The organism is Lampropedia hyalina DSM 16112, from assembly GCF_900129055.1.
Taxonomy (GTDB): Bacteria; Pseudomonadota; Gammaproteobacteria; order Burkholderiales; family Burkholderiaceae_C; genus Lampropedia; species Lampropedia hyalina.
In genome coordinates this window covers 1-21,457 of the sequence record NZ_FQUZ01000035.1, presented here as the reverse complement: position 1 = coordinate 21,457, position 21,457 = coordinate 1, and the positions used below count along the sequence as shown (strand labels likewise).

Sequence of the window (21,457 nt, the reverse complement as noted above, 5' to 3'; positions counted from 1 at the left end):
CCATGAACACGCTGTACCGAAAACAACTACCCGGCACGACGCTGGATTACTTTGATGCCCGCGAGGCCGTCAATGCCATCCAGCCCGGAGCCTGGGACAAGCTCTCCTACACTGCCCGCGTCCACGCCGAAAACCTGGTGCGCTGCGGTGAGCCGCAGAAGATCAACGACTACCTGACGCAGCTCATCGAGAACCGCCGTGATCTGGACTTTCCGTGGTTCCCGGTGCGTGTGGTCTGCCACGACATTCTGGGCCAGACCGCGCTGGTCGATCTGGCCGGTCTGCGTGACGCGATTGCCGATGCCGGGGGTGACCCCGCACAGATCAACCCGGTCGTGCCGGTGCAGTTGATCGTCGATCACTCGCTGGCCGTGGAGTGTGGCGGCTTCGTGCCCGATGCCTTCGAGAAGAACCGCGAGATTGAAGACCGCCGCAACGAAGACCGCTTCCACTTCATCGAATGGACGAAAGATGCCTTCGACAACGTGGATGTGATTCCGGCGGGCAACGGCATCATGCACCAGATCAACCTGGAGAAAATGTCGCCCGTGGTCTATGTGCGCGATGGCGTGGCTTTCCCCGACACCTGCGTGGGCACCGACAGCCACACCCCGCACGTCGATGCGCTGGGCGTGATTGCCGTGGGCGTGGGTGGGCTGGAGGCCGAGAACGTCATGCTGGGGCGAGCTTCGTGGATGCGCCTGCCCGACATTGTCGGCGTGCGCCTGACCGGCAAACGCCAGCCAGGCATCACAGCCACCGACATCGTGCTGGCACTGACCGAGTTCCTGCGCAAGGAGCGCGTGGTGGGCGCGTATGTGGAGTTCTTCGGTGCCGGGGCGGACAGCCTTTCGATTGGCGACCGTGCCACCATCTCGAATATGTGCCCGGAGTACGGCGCGACCGCCGCGCTGTTCTACATCGACCAGCAGACCATCGACTACCTCAAGCTCACCGGGCGCGACGATGAACAGGTCAAATTGGTGGAAAACTACGCCAAGACCGCTGGCTTCTGGAGCAGCGAGCTGGTGGCCGCCGAGTACGAGCGTGTGCTGGAGTTCGATCTCTCCAGCGTGGTGCGCAACATGGCAGGCCCGTCCAACCCGCACCGCCGCCTGCCGGTATCGGCCTTGCAGGAGCGTGGCATTGCCGGAGAGGAATTGCTGGCAGCGGCCAAGGCACAGGAAGCGCAAGGTTTGATGCCCGATGGCGCGGTGGTGATTGCCGCCATCACCAGTTGCACCAACACCAGCAACCCGCGCAACGTGATTGCCGCCGCGCTGCTGGCACGCAATGCCAATGCGCGGGGCCTGACGCGCAAACCGTGGGTCAAGTCTTCGCTGGCTCCTGGCTCCAAGGCTGTGGAGCTGTATTTGAAGGAAGCCGAGCTGCTCGATGATCTGGAGCAACTGGGCTTTGGCATCGTCGCTTTCGCCTGCACCACCTGCAACGGCATGAGCGGCGCACTCGACCCGAAAATCCAGCAGGAGATCATCGACCGCGACCTGTACGCCACCGCCGTCCTGTCGGGCAACCGCAACTTTGATGGTCGCATCCACCCGTATGCCAAGCAGGCCTTTCTGGCCTCGCCGCCGCTGGTGGTCGCTTACGCGATTGCAGGCACGGTGCGCTTCGACATCGAGCAGGACGTGCTGGGCACCGACCCGAACGGCAACGCCGTGTACCTGAAGGACATCTGGCCGAGCGACGAGGAAATTGATGCCATCGCCGCCAAGGCCGTCAAGCCCGAGCAGTTCCGCGCCGTTTATGAGCCGATGTTCGCTGCTCGCGTGGAGACGGATGAAAAAATCGAGCCACTGTACGACTGGCGGCCCCAATCGACCTACATCCGCCGCCCGCCCTACTGGGAAGGCGCACTGGCAGGCGAGCGCACGCTCAAGGGCATGCGTGCGTTGGCCGTGTTGCCCGACAACATCACCACCGACCACCTCTCGCCCTCGAACGCCATTCTGATGAACAGCGCGGCCGGTGAATACCTGCACAAGATGGGCCTGCCGGAAGAAGACTTCAACTCCTACGCCACGCACCGGGGCGACCACCTGACGGCGCAACGTGCCACCTTTGCCAACCCCAAGCTCATCAACGAGATGGCCGTGGTGGATGGCGAGGTCAGGCAAGGTTCGCTGGCGCGGCTGGAGCCGGAAGGCCAGGTGATGCGCATGTGGGAGGTGATCGAAACCTACATGGAGCGCAAGCAGCCGCTCATCATCATTGCCGGGGCCGATTATGGCCAAGGCTCCAGCCGCGACTGGGCGGCCAAGGGCGTGCGGCTGGCGGGCGTGGAAGTGATCGTGGCCGAAGGCTTCGAGCGCATCCACCGCACCAACCTGATCGGCATGGGCGTGCTGCCGCTGGAATTCAAGCCCGGCACCACCCGCAAGACGCTGGGCATTGATGGCACTGAAACCTTCGACGTGGTGGGTGAGCGCACCCCGCGCGGCACGCTGACACTGCTCATCCACCGCAAGGATGGCGAGATTGTTGAAGTGCCCGTGACCTGCCGCCTCGATTCCGACGAGGAAGTCTCCATCTACGCCGCAGGTGGCGTGCTGCAACGCTTTGCGCAGGACTTTCTGGCGGCCAACCAGCAACCCGAAAACGAAGAGGAACTGGCCTGATATGACACACGTTCAACATCCACCGCAAATCCGCGTGCCTGCCACCTACATCCGGGGCGGCACCAGCAAGGGCGTGTTCTTCCGCCTGCAAGATTTGCCGCCAGCCTGCCAAGTGCCTGGTGAAGCACGCGACAGGCTGCTGCTGCGCGTCATCGGCAGCCCCGACCCTTATGGCAAGCAGATCGATGGCATGGGCGGTGCGACCTCCAGCACCAGCAAGACCGTCATTCTTGCCAAAAGCAGCCGCGCAGGCCATGACGTGGATTATCTGTTCGGTCAGGTCTCCATCGACAGGGCATTCGTGGACTGGAGCGGCAACTGCGGCAACCTTTCGGCGGCCGTGGGTTCGTTCGCGGTCAGCGGCGGTCTGGTGGATGCGGAACGTGTGCCACAGAACGGCATCTGCACGGTGCGCATCTGGCAGGCCAATATCGGCAAGACCATCGTTGCGCACGTTCCGATCACGAATGGCGAAGTGCAGGAAACCGGCGACTTCGAGCTGGATGGCGTGACCTTCCCGGCCGCTGAAGTGCAACTGGAATTCCTCGACCCCGCCGACGATGGCGAAGGCGAGGGCGGTGGTGCGATGTTCCCCACCGGTAATCTGGTCGATGATCTGGAAGTGCCGGGCGTAGGCACCTTCAAGGCCACGCTCATCAACGCGGGCATTCCGACCATCTTCGTCAATGCCGCTGACATTGGCTACACGGGCACCGAGTTGCAGGATGCTATCAACGGTGACGCAGCCGCGCTGGCACGTTTTGAGACCATCCGTGCCTGGGGTGCGGTGAAGATGGGCCTGATTGCCGATGTGGCCGAGGCCGCAACCCGCCAGCACACGCCCAAGGTGGCCTTTGTGGCTCCGCCCCAAAGCTACACGGCATCCAGCGGCAAGGCCGTGCAGGCCAGCAACATCGACCTGCTGGTGCGCGCGCTCTCAATGGGCAAGCTGCACCACGCCATGATGGGCACGGCGGCGGTGGCCATTGGCACGGCAGCGGCCATTCCCGGTACGCTGGTCAATCTGGCCGCCGGTGGCGGTGAGCGCGAGGCCGTGCCTGAATCGGTGGTTTTTGGCCATCCGTCCGGCACGCTGCGCGTGGGCGCACAGGCCGTGCAAAAAGATGGCCAGTGGAGCGTCACCAAGGCCATCATGAGCCGCAGTGCCCGCGTGCTCATGGAAGGCTGGGTGCGTGTGCCCGGCGACACCTTCTGACATTCCACAACAGGTGCAATCGCCCAGCGCATTGCGCCATCCCAATACCCGATATTCCCATTCCACGAAATTACAGGAGACTCCCCATGTCCACCCGCAAGAAACTCAGAGAACTCGTCAATGCCAAGCGCGGCGTGATCGTGCCCGGCGCGTTCAATGCCCTGTCAGCCAAGGTGATTGCCGACCTGGGCTATGAAGCCATTTACGTCACCGGCGCAGGCGTGACCAATATGTGGTTCGGCATGCCCGACCAGGGCTTCATGGGGCTGGCCGAAATTGCCGACCACACCGCCCGCATCCGCGATGCCGTCGATGTTCCGTTGCTGGTCGATGCCGATACCGGCTTCGGCAACGCGCTCAACGTCTATCACACCGTGCGCACGCTGGAGCGTGCCGGAGCCGATTGCATTCAGCTTGAAGACCAGGTGGCTCCCAAACGCTGTGGCCACTTCAACGGCAAGGACGTGATCTCCACCCAGGAGGCTGTCAGCAAGATCAAGGCCGCCGCCGATGCCCGCCGTGACCCCGACTTCCTCATCATGGCCCGCACCGATGCGGCTGCCGTGCATGGCTTCGATGCTGCCGTGGAACGCGCGCAGTTGTTTGCCGAAGCCGGAGCCGACATCCTGTTTGTCGAAGCCGTCACCAGGGAAGAGGAAATCCGCGCGCTGCCGCAACGCCTGCAAACCCCGCAACTGATGAACATGGTCATCGGCGGCAAGACGCCCATCTTCAATGCCACCGAACTGGGCGAGCTGGGCTATGGCGTGGTTCTCTACGCCAACGCGGCCCTGCAAGGCGCGGTCATGGGCATGCAGAAGGCCCTGACTGTGCTGCGCGATGAAAAGGAAGTCCGCGAAGACAGCGGACTCGTCACCCCGTTTGCCGAACGTCAGCGTCTCGTCGGCAAGCCCGAATGGGACGCACTGGAGAAACACTACTCATGAGAGTTGCCGCTCACACATCCCGCCACAGCCCCCCTTTTGCTGCGGCCAGCCCCTGCCCAACCCCCACCCGGACCCCTGCCATGCACCTGATACCACGCCCCCGCGCCTTGTATGAAGCGATTGCAGACTCCGTGCGCGAACGCATTTTTGCGCACGATCTGGAGCCTGGCAGCAACATCGACGAAGTCGCCCTGGCACAGGGCTACGGTGTCAGTCGCACCCCCGTGCGCGAAGCCCTCAAGGTGCTGGCGCACGAGGGACTGGTGGAAATGCGCGTACACAACGGCTGCACCGTGGCAGAACTCAGCCCGCAGGATGTGATTGAGCTGCTGGAGATGCTGGAACTCCTCGAACAGCACATGCTGGAACACACCGACCCCGCTGCCTGGCAGCAGGCCAGCGCACTCCGGCCAGAGCAGGGCGCGGAACATGTGCAGCCCACGCCGCTGGCCAGCCCGGCCGGCAGTGGCTACAGCCCGGAAATCCAGCGTCTGGATGCCGCCTACCAGCAGTTCCTGCTGCACCACGGCAACCGCCACGCCACGGAGATCATCCTGAAACTGCGCGAGAAACTGCGTCTGGCACTGGGGCCGGAACACACCCTGCAAATCGCCCGTGTGCTGGCGCAACACTTCGGGGCCGGTACGGCGGCCCAGCACATGGCATTCTCCATCCGCACCGCCGAGGAGTTGCAACGCTGCTGGAAGGCATTCAGCCAGGATCGCCGCCGCATCGTGTTGCGGGCCCTGCCCACGCAAGACCCCACGGAAACACCATCGCGTTACGCGGCTTGATATTCCCTAGGTTTTGTCAGCCATCAGATTCACCCCCGGCAGGTTGGCAAAACTCTGCTCGCGCATGATGGCGACGAAGTCCTGCACATAGCTCTGCCGCGCCGATGCCTCCGGCACGCTGGCGTAGAGCCGCCCCGTCAGGCCATCGGGGCCGATGCGCCTTGGGGTGACGTAGCCGCGCTCCAGATACGGCGTGGCCGCCCACAGCGGCAGGGTGGCAATGCCCCGGCCACTGGCCACCAGTTGCAGCATGGCTGCCGTCAGTTCCGTGGTGCGCCGTGCCCGCGCATTCAGTCCGGCAGGTCGCAGTACCTGCCGCACCACGTCCAGCATCTCGTCGGGCACGGGGTAGGTAATCAGCGTGGCATCAACAAAGTCCTGCGCCACCAGAAATTCCCGCTGTGCCAGTGGGTGCTGGTTGTGCACCATCGCCACGATCTCGTAAGAGAACAGCGGCAGGTGGGCAATGCCGGCATCCGGCTCGTTGTCGCCCACGATGGCCAGATCGGCCCGCCCTTCGTGCAGCAGGCCCACCGGGTCGGGGTGAAAGCCCGAGACGATGTCCAGCTCCACCTCCGGCCAGCGTTGCCGGAAGGCATCCATGGCGGGCATCAGCCAGTCGAAGCAGGTGTGGCATTCCACCGCAATGCGCAACTCCCCGGCCACACCGCTGGCAAAGCGGATCACGTCGCGCTCGGCCTCCTGCACCTGGGCCAGCACCCCATCGGCCAGTTGCAGCAACCGCTGTCCGGCCACGGTGAAACGCACCGGCTGCGACTTGCGCTCGAATAGTGCCGTGCCATAGCAGTCTTCCAGCAGCTTGATCTGGTGCGAGAGGGCCGATTGCGTCAGGCTGAGCAATTGCGCCGCACGCGAGATGCTGCCTGTGTCGCGCAGGGCCACCAGTGTCTTGAGGTGGCGCAGTTCCAGTGGAGTGTTCATGAATGAATTTAATGCAGTTTGTGAAAATTTATCGTTTGAATAATACACCACGGCCATCGACAATCCAATTTTCATTCATGCAATTCAAGCAAGCCCATGACAAAAATTCATACACTCGGTTTTCCCCGCATGGGACAGAACCGCGAACTCAAATTCGCCCTGGAAAAGCACTGGCGCGGTGAAATCACCGAAGCCGAACTCGAAGCCACCGGCAAGCAACTGCGCCAACGCCATTGGCTGCTGCAAAAGCAAAGCGGGCTGGATTTTGTCACCGCAGGCGACTTTGCCTACTACGACCACATTGCCAACCACATTCAGTTGCTGGGTTGCGAACCTGCCCGCTTTGGCTTCAGTGGCAATGAGAGCGAACTGGCACGCTACTTCACGATGGCACGCGGTGTTGCCAAGGAACAGGCGGCCAGTTGCGGTTGTGCCGGGGGCGAACACGGCAGCGAAGGCACGCACGCGCTGGAAATGACCAAGTGGTTCGACACCAACTACCACTATCTCGTGCCCGAATTTGATGCGCAGACCCAGTTCAAGCTGCACAGCGACCGCCTGCTGGCCCAGGTGCAGGAGGCGGCTGCCTATGGCCTGCCGGTCAAGCCGGTGCTGGTCGGCCCGCTCACCTTCCTGTGGCTGGGCAAGGAAAAAACCGCTGGTTTCGACCGCCTCAGCCTGCTCGACAAACTGCTGCCCGAGTACAAGGAACTGTTGCACCGCCTCGCTGCCGCAGGCGTACAGTGGGTGCAGATCGACGAACCCATTCTGGGGCTGGATTTGCCTGGCGCGTGGACGCTGGCGTTCGACCGCGCCTACCACAGCCTGCAAGGCACGGATGTTTCCATCCTGCTGGCCACCTACTTCTCGCCGCTGGAAGACAACCTCAGCCTTGCCTGCAAGCTGCCGGTGGCGGGCCTGCACGTCGATGCCATCCGCGCCGGGCATGAACTCAATGCCGTGCTGGACTGGCTGCCCGCCAGCAAGCAACTCTCCGTGGGCTTCATCGACGGGCGCAACATCTGGCGCACCGACCTGAAAAAAGCCCTCGCCACGCTGCGCCCCGCGCTGGAGCGTCGCCAGAGCGCGCTGTGGGTGGCTCCATCGTGCTCGCTGCTGCATGTGCCGTTCAGCCTTGCCCAGGATGCCGCCGTGCAGGAGCCGGTGCGCTACTGGCTGGCCGGTGCAGTGGAAAAGCTGGAAGAACTCTCCATCCTCCAGCGTGGCCTGCAAGACGGTGATGCCGCCATTGCCAGCGAACTGCAAGCCAACCAAACCGCCATCACGCAACGCGCCACCAGCCCGCTGGTGAAGAATCCGGCCGTGGCCGCACGCATTGCCGCCCTGCCTGCCGATGCCGACCAGCGCGGCGCGGCCTTTGCCCAACGCCAGGCGCAACAACGCCAGCGTCTGCAACTGCCTGCCTTCCCGACCACCACCATCGGCTCGTTCCCGCAGACCGGGGAAATCCGTGCTGCCCGCGCCGCCTTCAAGCGGGGCGAACTCTCCCAGGCGGATTACACCCAGGCGATGGAACAGGAAATTGCCCTGGCCGTGCGCAAGCAGGAGGAACTGGGCATCGACGTGCTGGTGCATGGTGAAGCCGAGCGCAACGACATGGTGGAATACTTTGGCGAACAGCTCGACGGCTTCACGTTCAGCGCGAACGGCTGGGTGCAGAGCTACGGCTCGCGCTGCGTCAAGCCCCCGATCCTGTTTGGCGACGTGGCCCGCCCGCAGGCCATGACCGTGGCGTGGACGCAGTACGCCCAGAGCCTGACAGAGCGTCACATGAAAGGCATGCTTACCGGTCCGATCACCATTCTGCAATGGTCGTTCGTGCGCGACGACCAGCCCCGTGCCGACACCACGCTGCAAATCGCCTTGGCCATCCGCGATGAAGTGGTCGATCTGGAAGCCGCAGGCATTGCCATCATCCAGATCGACGAGCCTGCCATCCGCGAAGGTCTGCCACTGCGCCGTGCGGGCTGGAAGCCCTACCTGAACTGGGCAACCAAGGCCTTCCGCGTCTCGGCCAGCGGGGTGCGCGCCGACACGCAGATTCACACCCACATGTGCTACTCGGAGTTCAACGACATCCTGCCGGAAATCGCCAGCATGGATGCGGACGTCATCACCATCGAAACCAGCCGTTCCGACATGGAACTACTGCGCGGCTTTGGCGATTTCCACTACCCGAACGAAATCGGCCCCGGCGTGTACGACATCCATTCACCGCGCGTGCCACCTGTGGAAGAAATGGTGCGCCTGCTGCAAAAGGCCAAGGCCGTCGTCCCCGCCGACCACCTCTGGGTAAACCCTGACTGCGGTCTGAAAACCCGTGGCTGGCCCGAAACCGAAGCCGCCCTGGCCAACATGGTCAAGGCCGCCCAGCAACTGCGCGAGGAAACAGCTGCTGCCTGATGCGGCCATGCCACTGAGGCGGTATTGACAAGTCCTGCATGGAGTGGGGCTTGTTTTGCTGGTGTTTTCTTTCGTTTCAACAAGGCCCGCATTGCGGGCTTTGCTGCTGCTGGAGATGGCTGCAAGCTGTGTTCCTGGCCGTACACTGGATGGTTGGTACGAAAGAGTGCAGTCAAAGTGAGGTTTTCAAGGCGCAGGAAAATTGCTCGCATTTGGCTTTGCAGAACATTCTTTGGCGACAAAGGCCGTCACGTCCGATGGTGGCAGTGCCAGTCCGACTACCGCGCCCACGGGCCAGTCACGCAGCACGTTCAGCCCGCTGCTGCGCACCAACAGGTGTTTGTTGCCTACCGAAGCGACGTCCACATAGCTGTCCACATGGTCGCCCTGGAACACATGGCGTACCACTGTGCCGGTCAGGATGGAGCCATTGTGCAGTGGTTCAAGGACGATGTTTTCCGGGCGCACGTACAAGTCCAGCAAGGTGCCTTAAGAGCGTGTTTACGATCTTTGTAAGCGATCTCAGTCACGACGGCCAACGTCACCGACCGTCAAGGGGCACTGGCAGTGCTGGAACATCACAAGGCCAGCCTCAGCGGCGTGCAGAAGGTGCTGGTCGATGCAGGCTCAGGCTATCAAGGCGCGCCTTTCGCTCAATCGGCGATGACCTTGCTGCACAGTTGCAGCGAGGTCGAGGTGGTCAGGCGCGATCAGATGCACACCTTCGCGATCTTGCCCAAGCGTTGGATCGTCGAACGCAGCTTTGCCTGGTTGGAGAAGAACCGCAGGTTATGGAAGAACTGCGAGCGATGGTTCAACACCAGCTTGCAGTTCGTCAATCTCGCCTTTATTGCAATATTGTTACGAAGATCGTAAACACGTTCTCAAGCAGTTCCGAAGTGTCGCAACCCGATACGACAAACTGGTCACTCGTTACAACGCCTTCCTGCAACTGGCATGTACATACATCTGGTTAATGTGAACACGACCTAAGCCATGCGTCCGAAAAACATGATTTCCAAACAAGCCGCAGCTTCCTACACTTCCTGCCAGTCAATGCCTGTACAGACATGGCATCCCAACCTTGTAGCAACTTTCGGAAGCAGGAAACCCAAATGTCCGTTGAAACAATCAATGTTTATAAAAATGATCGTTTCCGTGCGGAAACGATCAAAATGACCACAGGCCTGGAGGCTGAAGCTCAGCGCGGCAGTTCGCTGTGGCCCATCAGGAATTCATCGACGGCGCGGGCGGCTTGTCGGCCTTCGCGGATGGCCCAGACCACCAGCGACTGGCCCCGGCGGATGTCGCCGGCGGCGAACAGCCGGGGCACGCTGGTGGCGTAGCCGCCCACGGCTTCGGTGCTGGCACGGGCGTTGCCGCGTGCGTCCGTGTCCACGCCAAAGGCGGTGAGCACGGTCTGTACCGGGCTGATGAAGCCCATGGCCAGAAACACCAGATCGGCGCGGAGGATTTGTTCGCTGCCGGGCACTTCCTGCATCTTGCCGTTGTGCCATTCCACGCGCACGGTTTTCACGCCGGTGAGCTGGCCGTTGTCGCCGAGGAATTCCTTGGTGGCAATCGCGAATTCGCGCTGGCAGCCTTCTTCGTGGCTGGAGCTGGTGCGCAGCTTCAGCGGCCAGTAGGGCCAGACCAGTGGTTTGTCTTCCTGCTGCGGGGGCATGGGCAGCAGTTCGAACTGGGTGACGCTGGCCGCGCCGTGGCGGTTGCTGGTTCCCACGCAGTCGCTGCCGGTGTCGCCTCCGCCGATGACGATGACGTGCTTGCCATCGGCGCGGATGGGCTGGGGCAACTTGTCGCCTGCGTTGGCTTTGTTCTGCTGGGGCAGGAATTCCATTGCGAAGTGCACGCCTTGCAGTTCGCGCCCCGGCACGGGCAGGTCGCGGCTTTGTTCTGCGCCGCCGGTGAGCAGCACGGCATCGAACTGTGCCATCAGGGTGTCGGGACTGATGGTTTCGGTGGCCCAGTTGGTGACTTTGCTGTGCTTGCCCAGCCCGGTCTTGCCGGCCACCAGCACGCCGGTGCGGATGGTCACGCCTTCGGCCTGGAGTTGCGCCACGCGGCGGTCGATGTGGCTTTTGTCCAGCTTGAAGTCGGGGATGCCGTAGCGCAGCAGGCCACCGACGCGGTCGTTTTTCTCGAACAGCGTGACGCTGTGCCCGGCGCGTGCGAGTTGCTGGGCGGCAGCCAGCCCGGCCGGGCCTGCACCGACGATGGCCACGGTTTTGCCGGTTTGCCAGCGGGCGGGTTGGGGCTGCACCCAGCCTTCTTCCCAGGCGCGGTCGATGATGGCGTGCTCAATGCTTTTGATGCCCACCGCATCGTCGTTGATGTGGAGGGTGCAGGCAGCCTCGCAGGGGGCGGGGCAGATGCGACCGGTGAATTCGGGGAAGTTGTTGGTGCTGTGCAGCACGTCGATGGCAGCACGCCAGTTCTGCTGATAGACCAGATCGTTGAAGTCCGGGATGATGTTGTTCACCGGGCAGCCGTTGTTGCAGAAGGGGGTGCCGCAGTCCATGCAGCGCGCGCCCTGTATCTGCGCCTGTCCGTCATTGAGGGCGATGACGAATTCGCGGTAGTTCTTCAGGCGTTTGGCAACGGGAAGATAGCCTTCCTCGATGCGTTCGTATTCCAGGAAACCGGTTGCTTTTCCCATGATGGTGTCCTTTTGCGTGGGGTATGGATGGTGTTGTATTGGGGTCGCATGGTGCCGTTCCCGGCCAAGCACCCGCTGCTCTGGCGGGGCGGGGCCGGGAGGGGGTCAGTGGCTGGCGGTAATGGCTTGCGCTGGAGCTTGTGTTTGCGCCTGTGCTTGTGCTGCCTGTTCCTGCTTGCGGGCGTGCAGTTCTGCCAATGCGCGCTGGTATTCGTGCGGGAATACCTTGACGAAGTGGCCGCGCGCTTCGCGCCAGTTGTCCAGCAGGTCGCGGGCGCGCTTGCTGCCGGTCAGGCGGGCGTGGTTTTCCAGCAGGGTGCGCAACTGGGTTTCGTCGCTCTGGTCCCGGTGCCAGATGGCGGGTGCCACACTGCGCGTCTGTTCGTCGTGCGAGAGTACCGGCTCCAGCGCGACGGATGCGGTGTTGCAGCGGCTGGTGAACTGGCCGTCTTCGTCATAGACGTAGGCGATGCCGCCGCTCATGCCCGCCGCAAAGTTGCGTCCGGTCTTGCCGAGGATGACGGCGGTGCCGCCAGTCATGTACTCGCAGCCGTGGTCGCCCACGCCTTCCACCACGGTGCTGGCCCCGGAGAGGCGCACGGCAAAGCGTTCCCCGGCCACGCCGCTGAAGTAGGCTTCGCCGCTGGTCGCGCCGAACAGCACGGTGTTGCCGACGATGGTGTTGTGCGCGGCCTGGCCCCGGAATTCCAGGTTGGGGCGCACGCTGATGCAGCCGCCCGACAAGCCCTTGCCGGTGTAGTCGTTGGCCTCGCCGATGAGGGTGAGGGTGATGCCGCGCGTGAGGAATGCGCCGAACGATTGCCCGCCGGTGCCTTCGAGCTGGATGCGGATGGTGTCCGGCGGCAGGCCATCGGGATGGGCGCGGGTCACGGCTCCCGAGAGCATGGCTCCCACGGAACGGTTCACGTTGCGCACCACTTCGATGAACTGCACGCGCTCGCCCTGTTCGATGGCGACGCGGCTGCGCTCGATCAGCTTGTTGTCCACTGCGTGGCCCAGGCCGTGGTCTTGCGCATCGACGTGGTAGCGGGCGATTTCAGCGGGCACTTGCGGTTGGGCGAACAGGCGGCTGTAGTCCAGCCCCTGGGCTTTCCAGTGGGCAATGCCTTTCTTCATGTCCAGCAGGTCGGCGCGGCCGATCAGTTCGTCGAAGCTGCGGATGCCCAGTTGCGCCATGATCTGGCGCACTTCCTCGGCCACGAAGAAGAAGTAATTGACGACATGCTCGGGGCGGCCCGAGAACTTGCGGCGCAGTACCGGGTCTTGCGTGGCCACGCCCACCGGGCAGGTGTTGAGGTGGCACTTGCGCATCATGATGCAGCCTTCGACGACCAGCGGAGCGGTGGCAAAGCCGAATTCGTCCGCGCCCAGCAGTGCGCCGATGACCACGTCGCGGCCGGTCTTGATCTGGCCGTCCACCTGCACGCGGATGCGTCCGCGCAGGCGGTTGAGCACCAGCGTCTGCTGGGTTTCGGCCAGGCCGATTTCCCACGGGCCGCCCGCGTGCTTGATGGACGACCAGGGCGACGCGCCCGTGCCGCCGTCGTGCCCGGCAATCACCAGGTGATCGCTCTTACACTTGGTCACGCCCGCTGCAATCGTGCCCACGCCGACTTCCGATACCAGCTTGGTGCTGATGGAGGCGTGCGGCGCGACGTTCTTCAGGTCGTGGATGAGCTGGGCGAGGTCTTCGATGGAATAGATGTCGTGGTGCGGTGGCGGGGAGATCAGCCCCACGCCCGGCACGGAGTGGCGCAGCCTGCCGATGTAGTCGCTGACCTTGCCACCGGGCAACTGGCCGCCTTCGCCGGGCTTGGCTCCTTGCGCCATCTTGATCTGAATCTGGTCGGCACTGCTGAGGTATTCGGCGGTGACCCCGAAACGCCCGGAGGCCACCTGCTTGATCCTGGAGCGCAGCGAATCGCCGTCTTGCAGGGGCAGATCGACCTCGACGTTTTCCGCACCGATGACACTGCGCAGGGTTTCGCCCGACTGGATCGGGATGCCCTTGAGTTCGTTGCGGTAGCGGCGTTCGTCCTCGCCGCCTTCACCGGTGTTGCTCTTGCCGCCGATGCGGTTCATGGCAATGGCCAGCGTGGCGTGTGCCTCGGTGGAGATGGAACCCAGCGACATGGCTCCGGTGGCGAAACGCTTGACGATCTCGCTGGCCGGCTCCACGTCTTCCACGGCAATGGCCTGGGCTGGGTCAAAGCGGAACTCGAACAGGCCACGCAGCGTCATGTGCCGCTTGCTCTGGTCGTTGATGATCTGCGCGTATTCCTTGTAGGTGTTGAAATTGCCCGCGCGGGTGCTGTGTTGCAGCTTGGCGATGGCTTCGGGCGTCCACATGTGTTCCTCGCCGCGTGCGCGCCAGGCATATTCGCCCCCGGCATCGAGCGCGTGCTCCAGCACCGGGTCGTGCGCGAAGGCACTGCGGTGCTGGCGAATGGCTTCTTCGGCAATCTGGAACACGCCAATGCCTTCGACGCGGCTGGCCGTGCCCGTGAAGTATTTGTTCACGGTTTCGCTGGCAATGCCCACGGCCTCGAACAGTTGCGCACCGCAGTAGCTCATGTAGGTGGACACGCCCATCTTCGACATGATCTTGGACAGCCCCTTGCCCACGGCCTTCGTGTAGTGGTAGATGGCTTTCTCGGCCGACAGATTGCCCTTGAGGCTGGCGTGCAGGTCTTGCAGCGTCTCCAGTGCCAGATAGGGGTGGATGGCTTCTGCGCCATAACCGGCCAGCACCGCGAAGTGATGCACTTCCCGCGCCGTGGCGGTTTCCACCACCAGCCCGGTGGCGGTGCGCAGTCCTTTCTGGATGAGGTGCTGGTGAATGGCCGACAGGGCCAGCAGGGCAGGAATGGCGATGCGGCGCGCATCGGTGTTGCGGTCGCTGAGGATGAGGATGTTGGCTCCGGCGCGCACTTCGTCCACCGCGCTGGCGCACAGCGAGGCGAGCTTGGCCTCCACGCCATCCTTGCCCCATTCCAGCGGATAGGTGATGTCGATGGTGGCACTGCGGAATTTGCCGTAGGTGTGCTGCTCGATGTCGCGCAGCTTGGCCATGTCGGCGAAGTCCAGCACCGGCTGGCTCACTTCCAGCCGCATCGGCGGATTGACCTGGTTGATGTCCAGCAGGTTGGGCTTGGGGCCGATGAAGGACACCAGCGACATCACGATGGCCTCGCGGATCGGGTCGATGGGTGGGTTGGTGACCTGTGCGAACAGTTGCCGGAAGTAGTTGTACAGCGGCTTGCTGCGGCTGGAGAGCACCGCCAGCGGGCTGTCGTTGCCCATCGAGCCGATGCCTTCCTCGCCGTTCTGTGCCATCGGTGCGAGCAGGAACTTGATGTCCTCCTGGGTGAAACCGAACATCTGCTGGCGTTGCAGCAGGGGCAGGGCGGTTTCCTGTGGGGCGGATGCAGGCTGGGCGGGCGTGGGAATGCTGTCGAGCTTGATGCGCAGGTTGTCGTTCCACTGCTTGTAGGGCTTGGTATTGACGATGTTGGCCTTGAGTTCCTCGTCGTCGATCATCCGGCCCTGCTCCAGATCGATCAGCAGCATCTTGCCTGGTTGCAGCCGCCACTTGCGCACAATGTGCGTGTCGGGAATCGGCAACACCCCGGCTTCGGAGCCGAGAATCACCAGATCGTCGTCGGTGACCCAGTAGCGTGAAGGGCGCAGGCCGTTGCGATCCAGCGTCGCACCGATCTGGCGGCCATCGGTGAACACCACCGAGGCCGGGCCGTCCCACGGCTCCAGCATGGCGGCATGGTATTCATAGAAGGCGCGTCGGCGTTCGTCCATCGCCTCGTTCTGCTCCCAGGGTTCGGGAATCATCATCATCATGGCCTGGCTGATGGAATAACCTGCCATCGTCAGCAGTTCCAGGCAGTTGTCGAACGTGGCGGTATCGGACTGGTTCGCGAAGCTGATGGGGTAGAGCTTTTTCAGGTCTTCGCCCAGCACCGGCGAGGCCATCACGCCTTCGCGTGCGCGCATCCAGTTGTAGTTGCCCTTGACGGTGTTGATCTCGCCGTTGTGCGCCACATAGCGATACGGGTGCGCCAGCGGCCATTCGGGAAAAGTGTTGGTGGAAAACCGCTGGTGCACCAGCCCGATGGCCGAGATGCAGCGCGGGTCGGCCAGATCGAGGAAATACTCGCCCACCTGATTGGCCAGCAGCAGGCCCTTGTACACCACCGTGCGGCTGCTCATGCTGGGCACATAGTATTCCTTGCTGTGCTTGAGTTGCAGGGCCTGGATATTCGCGCTGGCGGTCTTGCGGATGACGTAGAGCTTGCGCTCCAGCGCATCCTGCACGATCACGTTCGTGCCACGGCCAATGAAGATTTGCCGCAGAATCGGCTCTTTCTCTTTCACGGCGGGGGACATGGGCATGTCGCGGTTGATCGGCACGTCGCGCCAGCCCAGCAGCACCTGGCCTTCGGCCTTGACCGCACGCTCCAGCTCCTGCTCGCAGGCCCGGCGCGAGGCGTGTTCCTTGGGCAGAAAGATCATGCCCACGCCATATTCACCCGCAGGTGGCAGGCTGATGCCCTGTGCGGCCAGCTCCTCGCGGTAGAGCTGATCGGGAATCTGGATCAGAATGCCGGCACCATCGCCCATCAGCGGGTCGGCTCCCACCGCACCCCGGTGGTCGATGTTGATGAGGATTTGCAGAGCTTGCTGCACGATGTCATGGCGTTTCACGCCCTTGATATGGGCGACAAAGCCGACACCGCAGGCATCGTGTTCATGGGCAGACGCATACAGGCCATGCTCCTGCATATGCTGGATTTCGGTCGCCTGGGTCATGGCGCACTCCTTGTTTTTTCATCGTAGGGGAGCCTAGGATAACGCGCAGTACAGAGGCTGACAAACAAAATAATTAAGGGTCGGATTGTTTATATTGGCGATATTTGACAGATTGATTAAATAGGGGTCGGATATGTTTGAAAAAATTCAAGTTATAGAAAATACGAATGATTTCGTTCATGAAAAAACCGCCTGTGCCCAAATGGCAGAGGCGGTTTTGCAGCGAAAAAAGAAGAAAAACAGCGTTTCAGCGATCCTTGCCGAACAGGCCGACGCGCAGATCGTGCGCGACATAGATTTCCTGTCCATCGGCCAGCAGCCGGGCATCGCCAATGGCCATGATGAGCTTGCGGCGGATGACGCGCTTGATGTCGATTTCATACGTCACCAGCTTCACATCGGGCTTGACCTCGCCGGTGAACTTCACCTCGCCAGCCCCCAGTGCGCGGCCCTTGCCCGGCAGTTGCAGCCAGGTCAGGTAGAAGCCGATCAACTGCCACATTGCGTCCAGCCCCAGGCAACCGGGCATGACCGGATCGCCCTGAAAATGGCATTGGAAGAACCAGAGATCGGGCTTCACATCCAGCTCGGCCACAATCTTGCCCAGACCGTGTGCGCCACCGTTGTCATCAATGTGGGTGATGCGATCAAACATCAGCATGGGGGGCAGGGGCAGGCGGCCACTGTCGGGCCCAAACAGCTTGCCTTCACCGGAAGCGATCAATTGTTCGTAAGAAAAGGATTCAACCATAGGGAATGTGCGTGGATGCAGTCAGAAGATGGCAAGGTGCCAGCATGGCGCAGACAAGCCTTTGGCGTGGCGATTCCATCACACCATCTGCCTTGCCCGCAGTGAAGGGCTTTTTATGGAAAAACCATTGAGTATAGCGGCAACTGCCACCCGGATGGCCTGGAAACCGTCCCAACGGAAACGACAAAAAAGCCCTTACAACGGATGCGTTGCAAGGGCTTGGATTTTGGTGGGCCCTGTAGGGATCGAACCTACGACAAACGGATTAAGAGTCCGCTGCTCTACCAACTGAGCTAAGAGCCCCTTATGGGGATGGCCAAAAGCAATTGTGTTTTTGCCGAAGGCGTTATTAAACCACAGTTGCGCGTTGATTTCGAGAAAAAAACGGAAATTTTACCGATGGGTGAAGTCTGTGCTGGATGTACCGATTGTTTGGGGGTTCATTAGCTAATGAAAACACGGTCTTTGACGGGGCAAAGGCGTGTCCTTACCATGGTCTGCGACTTTGCTGCACACAGGCAGGTTTGGAGGGTTTGGTGCCCGTGAACCTGTGGCGGCGGCAATGAGAGGGCAGCGCAGGCATGCTGGTCTACATCCGCAGGCGGGGTATGTGGGGCTGCCGGATTTCTTCACTGATAACACCGATTGTTTGAACCATGAGCTATCGCTACCTGGGCCGCAGTGGCCTGAAAGTCTCGCGTCTTTCCCTGGGAACCATGATGTTTGGTGGCCCTGCCGATGAGGCCACTTCCCACGAGATCATTGCCCGGGCCAAGGCGCAGGGCATCAATTTTCTGGATACCGCCGATGTGTACCAGAAAGGGCATACCGAGGAGGTGGTGGGTCGTGCCATTGGTCAAGACCGTGATGACTGGGTGCTGGCCTCCAAGTTTGCCAATCCGCTGGGAGCCGGGGCGAACAATGGCGGCACTTCGCGCAAGTGGATTGTGCAGGCAGTGGAAGGCAGCCTGAAACGCCTGAATACCGACTATCTGGATATTCTCTATTTCCATCGGGCGGATTTCAATGCCCCGCTGGGCGAGGCTGTGAGGGCGATTGGTGACTTGGTGCGGGCAGGCAAGATTCGCTATTTCGGGGTTTCCAACTTCCGTGGCTGGCGCATTGCCGAAGTGGCGCATCTGGCCGATGCCGAGGGCATTGATCGCCCGGTGGCCAGCCAGCCGCTGTACAACCTGGTGAACCGCACTGCCGAAGCCGAGCAGTTGCCTGCCGCTGCCGCGTATGGCGTGGGTGTGGTGTCGTACAGCCCGCTGGCGCGTGGGGTGCTGACAGCCAAGTACCTGCCGGGACAGGAACCGGAAGCTGGTTCTCGGGCTGCCCGCCAGGACAAACGCTTGCTGGAGACCGAATGGCGACCCGAATCCGTGGTGATTGCACAGAAGATTCGTGACTATGTGGCGCAACGGGGCATCGACCCTGTGGCATTCGCACTGGGCTGGGTGCTGAACAACCGGCTCATCACGTCGGCGATTGCCGGGCCGCGCACGCTGGAGCAGTGGGAGGGCTATGTCAAGGCACTCGACTATGTGTTCACCGCTGAAGACGAGGATTTTGTGAATCGCCTGGTGGCCGCAGGCCATGCTTCCACGCCCGGCTTTACCGACCCTGGCCATCCGGTGGAAGGGCGCGTGCCTGTGGTGTCGGCCCCCGCAACGGCAGTGGAAGGTTGAAGTTCATGGCAGAAGAATCGATCGTCGAAGCCCCGGATTCGGTGGCCCGTACCGGGGCGATACCCGCCGCTTCTTCAACGCATGGCCCCTGGGTGCGCGAGCGCATTCTGGCCAGCGTGGTGGAGCAGGCGCATGGGCTGCAACAGGGGGTGCGCGAGCGTGAGCGCGAACGCATCCTGCCTTATGAGGCTTTCGATGCCGTGCGCAGTTCCGGGCTGGGCACATTGCTGGTGCCGGTGGCCTATGGCGGCCCAGGCGGTTCACTGGAAGATGTGACCCAGGCCATCCTCACGCTGGCCGCCGCCGATTCCAACGTGCCGCACGCGCTGCGCCTGCACTTCAACGTCTCGGCCCTGTGGCGGTTGTTGCCGCCCACGCCGTTCATCCAGCGGCAGGTGGAGCGGATTCTGGCGGGCAAGCTGTTTGGAGGCGCATCCACGGAGCAGGGTACGGCCAAGCCCGGTCTGGTGACCACGCAACTGCGGCGCGAGGGGGAACACTACCGCCTTCAGGGGCGCAAGTTCTACTCCACCGGCACGGCCTATGCCGACTATGCCTCCATCAGCGCGGTGGATGCCGACGAGAAGCCGGTCACGGTGATCGTGCCGGTGCAGCGCGAAGGGCTGGAAGTGGTGGACGACTGGGATGGCTTTGGCCAGCGTCTGACCGCCAGTGGCAGCCTGCTGCTGAACGATGTTCGCGTCGAGGAAGCCGAAGTGCTGCATGAATCCACGCTGAACCTGGGCCTGGCCAGCCGCCATGTGTCGGCCTGGCGGCAGTTGATTCTGGTGGCCACTGCCGCCGGGATTGTGCGGGCACTGGTGCGTGAAACCCAGGATTATGTGCGCACCCGAGGCCGCGCGGCCCTGCACAGCAGTGCCGACAGTGCGCGGGAAGACCCTTTTGTCCAGCATGTGATTGGCGATATTGCCGCGCACAGCCATGCCATCGATGTGCTGGTGCTTGATGCCGCCCGTGCATTGGAGCGTGGTGCGCAGGCGATTGTGCGCAAGGCCAGCGATGCGGAAGATGTGGTCTTGCAGGGCGGGCTGGCGACGGCCAAGACCCAGCTCATCGTCAGCAAGCTGGCCCTGTATGCCGGACAGCAGTTGTTCGAGGCCGGTGGGGCTTCGGCCACTTCCAGCCATTTGCTGCTGGATCGCCACTGGCGCAATCTGCGTACCATCTTCAGCCACAACCCACTCACGCACAAGGCGCGTGTGGTGGGCGACTACCACCTCAACGGAACCACCACCCAGTTTGAACAAGGCCGGGTATTCTGACCATGACCCATTCCACTGCCGATTCACAGCCTCTCCTCCCGTCTGCCGATGCCTGTCCATTGCCGGATACTGCCAGCCTGCTGGCCGACCGCTATGGCGCAGGGCAGGAGCAGGAGGTGCCCGACCATCCTTTCATCCGTCAGATTCTCCAGCACCGTTCGGTGCGGGCCTTCCAGCCCCGTGCCCTGCCGGAACACACACTGGAGACCCTGGTGGCGGCCGCGCAGTCCGGCTCCAGCTCGTCCAACTTGCAGGTCTGGAGCGTGCTGGCGGTGCAGGACGAGGCCCACAAGAACCAATTGGCGGTGTGGGCCAATAATCAGGACTTCGTGCGCCAGGCTCCCTTGTTTCTGGTGTGGCTGGCCGATCTTTCGCGTGTGCGCCTGCTGGCGGCTGCGCAGGGCGTGGAGCTGGATGGCACCGATTATCTGGAGTCGCTGGTGCTGGCTTCGGTGGATACGGCCATTGCCGCGCAGAATGCCGTGCTGGCGGCCGAGTCGCTGGGGCTGGGGGCCGTGTATGTGGGGGCCATTCGCAGCCACATTCGCCCGATTGCAGAGAGCCTGCAACTGCCACCCTATGTATTCCCGGTGTTCGGCACGGCAATTGGCTACCCTTCCGACAGCGTGACCACGCACATTCGCCCGCGCCTGCCGCAGGCAGCCGTGCTGCACCGCGAAACCTACGATGCGCAGGCCCAGCCCGAGGCTGCCGCCAGCTACAACCAAGCACTGGATGCGTTCTGGAAGAAGCAGGGCATTGACCACCCGCTCTGGACACAGCATCTGCTCACCCGCCTGGGCAATGTGGCCAGCCGTGGCGATGCCCGTTACGAACTGCGCGAGATTCTCACGGAACTGAGCTTTCCACTGCGCTGATGCGTAGTGCACGGGGGAGGTGCAGACCCTGTGGCATCAGGGTTTGCATCATTTGAGGGACTTGGTAAAAACCATACTATCCGGTTCAGGGTACGCCCTAGGGCGTGTCATCATTTAGATTCGCCCCCGCGCCAGTGCGCCCCGGCAGGCCAATCTAGGCGCACGCCGCCGCCCGTATGTCGATACGGGCAAGGTGTGCAACGACGAGTGGCCTGCCGGGGCACACTGGCCCGAAGGGTTGGGCCCAAAAAGGCCGTGCGCGGCGTTGCAAAGCCTCGCAAGGCATAAAGCCTTGCTGCGTTTTGCGCCTTGCTCACAGCCTTTTTGGACTCCAACGCGGGGGTGAATCTAAATGATGACATGCCCTGCT

The 21,457-nt window shown here is 62.4% G+C and carries 13 protein-coding genes, 1 tRNA gene and 1 pseudogene; 9 read left to right on the top strand and 6 right to left on the bottom strand.

Annotated features, from left to right (window positions below; genetic code table 11):
* The first annotated feature begins 2 nt into the window (after positions 1-2).
* The 4 genes from acnD (at position 3) to BUE21_RS12285 (ending at position 5,596) form a co-directional block, all read left to right on the top strand.
* Positions 3-2,639 carry a Fe/S-dependent 2-methylisocitrate dehydratase AcnD gene (acnD, locus tag BUE21_RS12300; RefSeq protein WP_073356954.1) on the top strand — a complete coding sequence of 879 codons (2,637 nt, stop codon included), beginning with the start codon at positions 3-5 and terminating at the stop codon, positions 2,637-2,639.
* Position 2,640: 1 nt separating this feature from the next.
* Positions 2,641-3,855 (top strand): 2-methylaconitate cis-trans isomerase PrpF, encoded by a 1,215-nt coding sequence (prpF, locus tag BUE21_RS12295; RefSeq protein WP_073356953.1) that lies wholly within the window; start codon positions 2,641-2,643, stop codon positions 3,853-3,855.
* Positions 3,856-3,941: 86 nt separating this feature from the next.
* Positions 3,942-4,802 carry an isocitrate lyase/PEP mutase family protein gene (locus tag BUE21_RS12290; RefSeq protein ID WP_073356952.1) on the top strand — a complete coding sequence of 287 codons (861 nt, stop codon included), beginning with the start codon at positions 3,942-3,944 and terminating at the stop codon, positions 4,800-4,802.
* 80 nt (positions 4,803-4,882) lie between these two features.
* Positions 4,883-5,596 carry a GntR family transcriptional regulator gene (locus tag BUE21_RS12285; RefSeq protein ID WP_084523262.1) on the top strand — a complete coding sequence of 238 codons (714 nt, stop codon included), beginning with the start codon at positions 4,883-4,885 and terminating at the stop codon, positions 5,594-5,596.
* 6 nt (positions 5,597-5,602) lie between these two features.
* Here the strand turns inward: BUE21_RS12285 and BUE21_RS12280 are convergent, their stop codons facing one another.
* Positions 5,603-6,538: a LysR family transcriptional regulator gene (locus tag BUE21_RS12280; protein WP_073356950.1), complete on the bottom strand. Its 936-nt coding sequence runs from the start codon at positions 6,536-6,538 to the stop codon at positions 5,603-5,605.
* 96 nt (positions 6,539-6,634) lie between these two features.
* Here BUE21_RS12280 and metE point away from each other — a divergent pair, with 96 nt between their 5' ends.
* Positions 6,635-8,962: a 5-methyltetrahydropteroyltriglutamate--homocysteine S-methyltransferase gene (metE, locus tag BUE21_RS12275; RefSeq protein ID WP_073356949.1), complete on the top strand. Its 2,328-nt coding sequence runs from the start codon at positions 6,635-6,637 to the stop codon at positions 8,960-8,962.
* A gap of 186 nt (positions 8,963-9,148) precedes the next feature.
* On the opposite strand, the gene BUE21_RS12270 is transcribed toward metE, so the two are convergent.
* Positions 9,149-9,445 carry a TOBE domain-containing protein gene (locus tag BUE21_RS12270; RefSeq protein ID WP_084523260.1) on the bottom strand — a complete coding sequence of 99 codons (297 nt, stop codon included), beginning with the start codon at positions 9,443-9,445 and terminating at the stop codon, positions 9,149-9,151.
* Between the two features lie 33 nt (positions 9,446-9,478).
* Between BUE21_RS12270 and BUE21_RS12265 the strand changes: the two are divergent.
* A pseudogene (locus BUE21_RS12265) lies at positions 9,479-9,838 on the top strand (transposase); the annotation flags it as partial.
* Between the two features lie 325 nt (positions 9,839-10,163).
* Here BUE21_RS12265 and BUE21_RS12255 read toward each other — a convergent pair.
* From BUE21_RS12255 to BUE21_RS12240, 4 genes are all read right to left on the bottom strand, one after another.
* Entirely contained in the window at positions 10,164-11,639 is a 1,476-nt protein-coding gene (locus BUE21_RS12255; protein ID WP_073356946.1) for a glutamate synthase subunit beta, read from the bottom strand.
* Between the two features lie 105 nt (positions 11,640-11,744).
* Positions 11,745-16,484, bottom strand: a complete 4,740-nt coding sequence (locus tag BUE21_RS12250; protein WP_073356945.1) for a glutamate synthase-related protein — start codon at positions 16,482-16,484, stop codon at positions 11,745-11,747.
* Positions 16,485-16,731: 247 nt separating this feature from the next.
* Positions 16,732-17,235 (bottom strand): 3-hydroxyacyl-[acyl-carrier-protein] dehydratase FabA, encoded by a 504-nt coding sequence (gene fabA, locus BUE21_RS12245; RefSeq protein ID WP_073356944.1) that lies wholly within the window; start codon positions 17,233-17,235, stop codon positions 16,732-16,734.
* Positions 17,236-17,462: 227 nt separating this feature from the next.
* A tRNA-Lys gene (locus BUE21_RS12240) sits at positions 17,463-17,538 on the bottom strand.
* A gap of 353 nt (positions 17,539-17,891) precedes the next feature.
* Between BUE21_RS12240 and BUE21_RS12235 the strand changes: the two genes are divergently transcribed.
* From BUE21_RS12235 to BUE21_RS12225, 3 genes are read left to right on the top strand one after another with little or no spacing between them, the layout of a single operon-like run.
* Entirely contained in the window at positions 17,892-18,926 is a 1,035-nt protein-coding gene (locus BUE21_RS12235) for an aldo/keto reductase (RefSeq protein WP_073356943.1), read from the top strand.
* 5 nt (positions 18,927-18,931) lie between these two features.
* Positions 18,932-20,209: an acyl-CoA dehydrogenase family protein gene (locus tag BUE21_RS12230; protein WP_084523266.1), complete on the top strand. Its 1,278-nt coding sequence runs from the start codon at positions 18,932-18,934 to the stop codon at positions 20,207-20,209.
* A 2-nt stretch (positions 20,210-20,211) separates the two neighbouring features.
* Complete coding sequence (locus tag BUE21_RS12225) at positions 20,212-21,087, top strand: NADPH-dependent oxidoreductase (protein ID WP_073356942.1); 876 nt, start codon at positions 20,212-20,214, stop codon at positions 21,085-21,087.
* Positions 21,088-21,457: the final 370 nt, after the last annotated feature.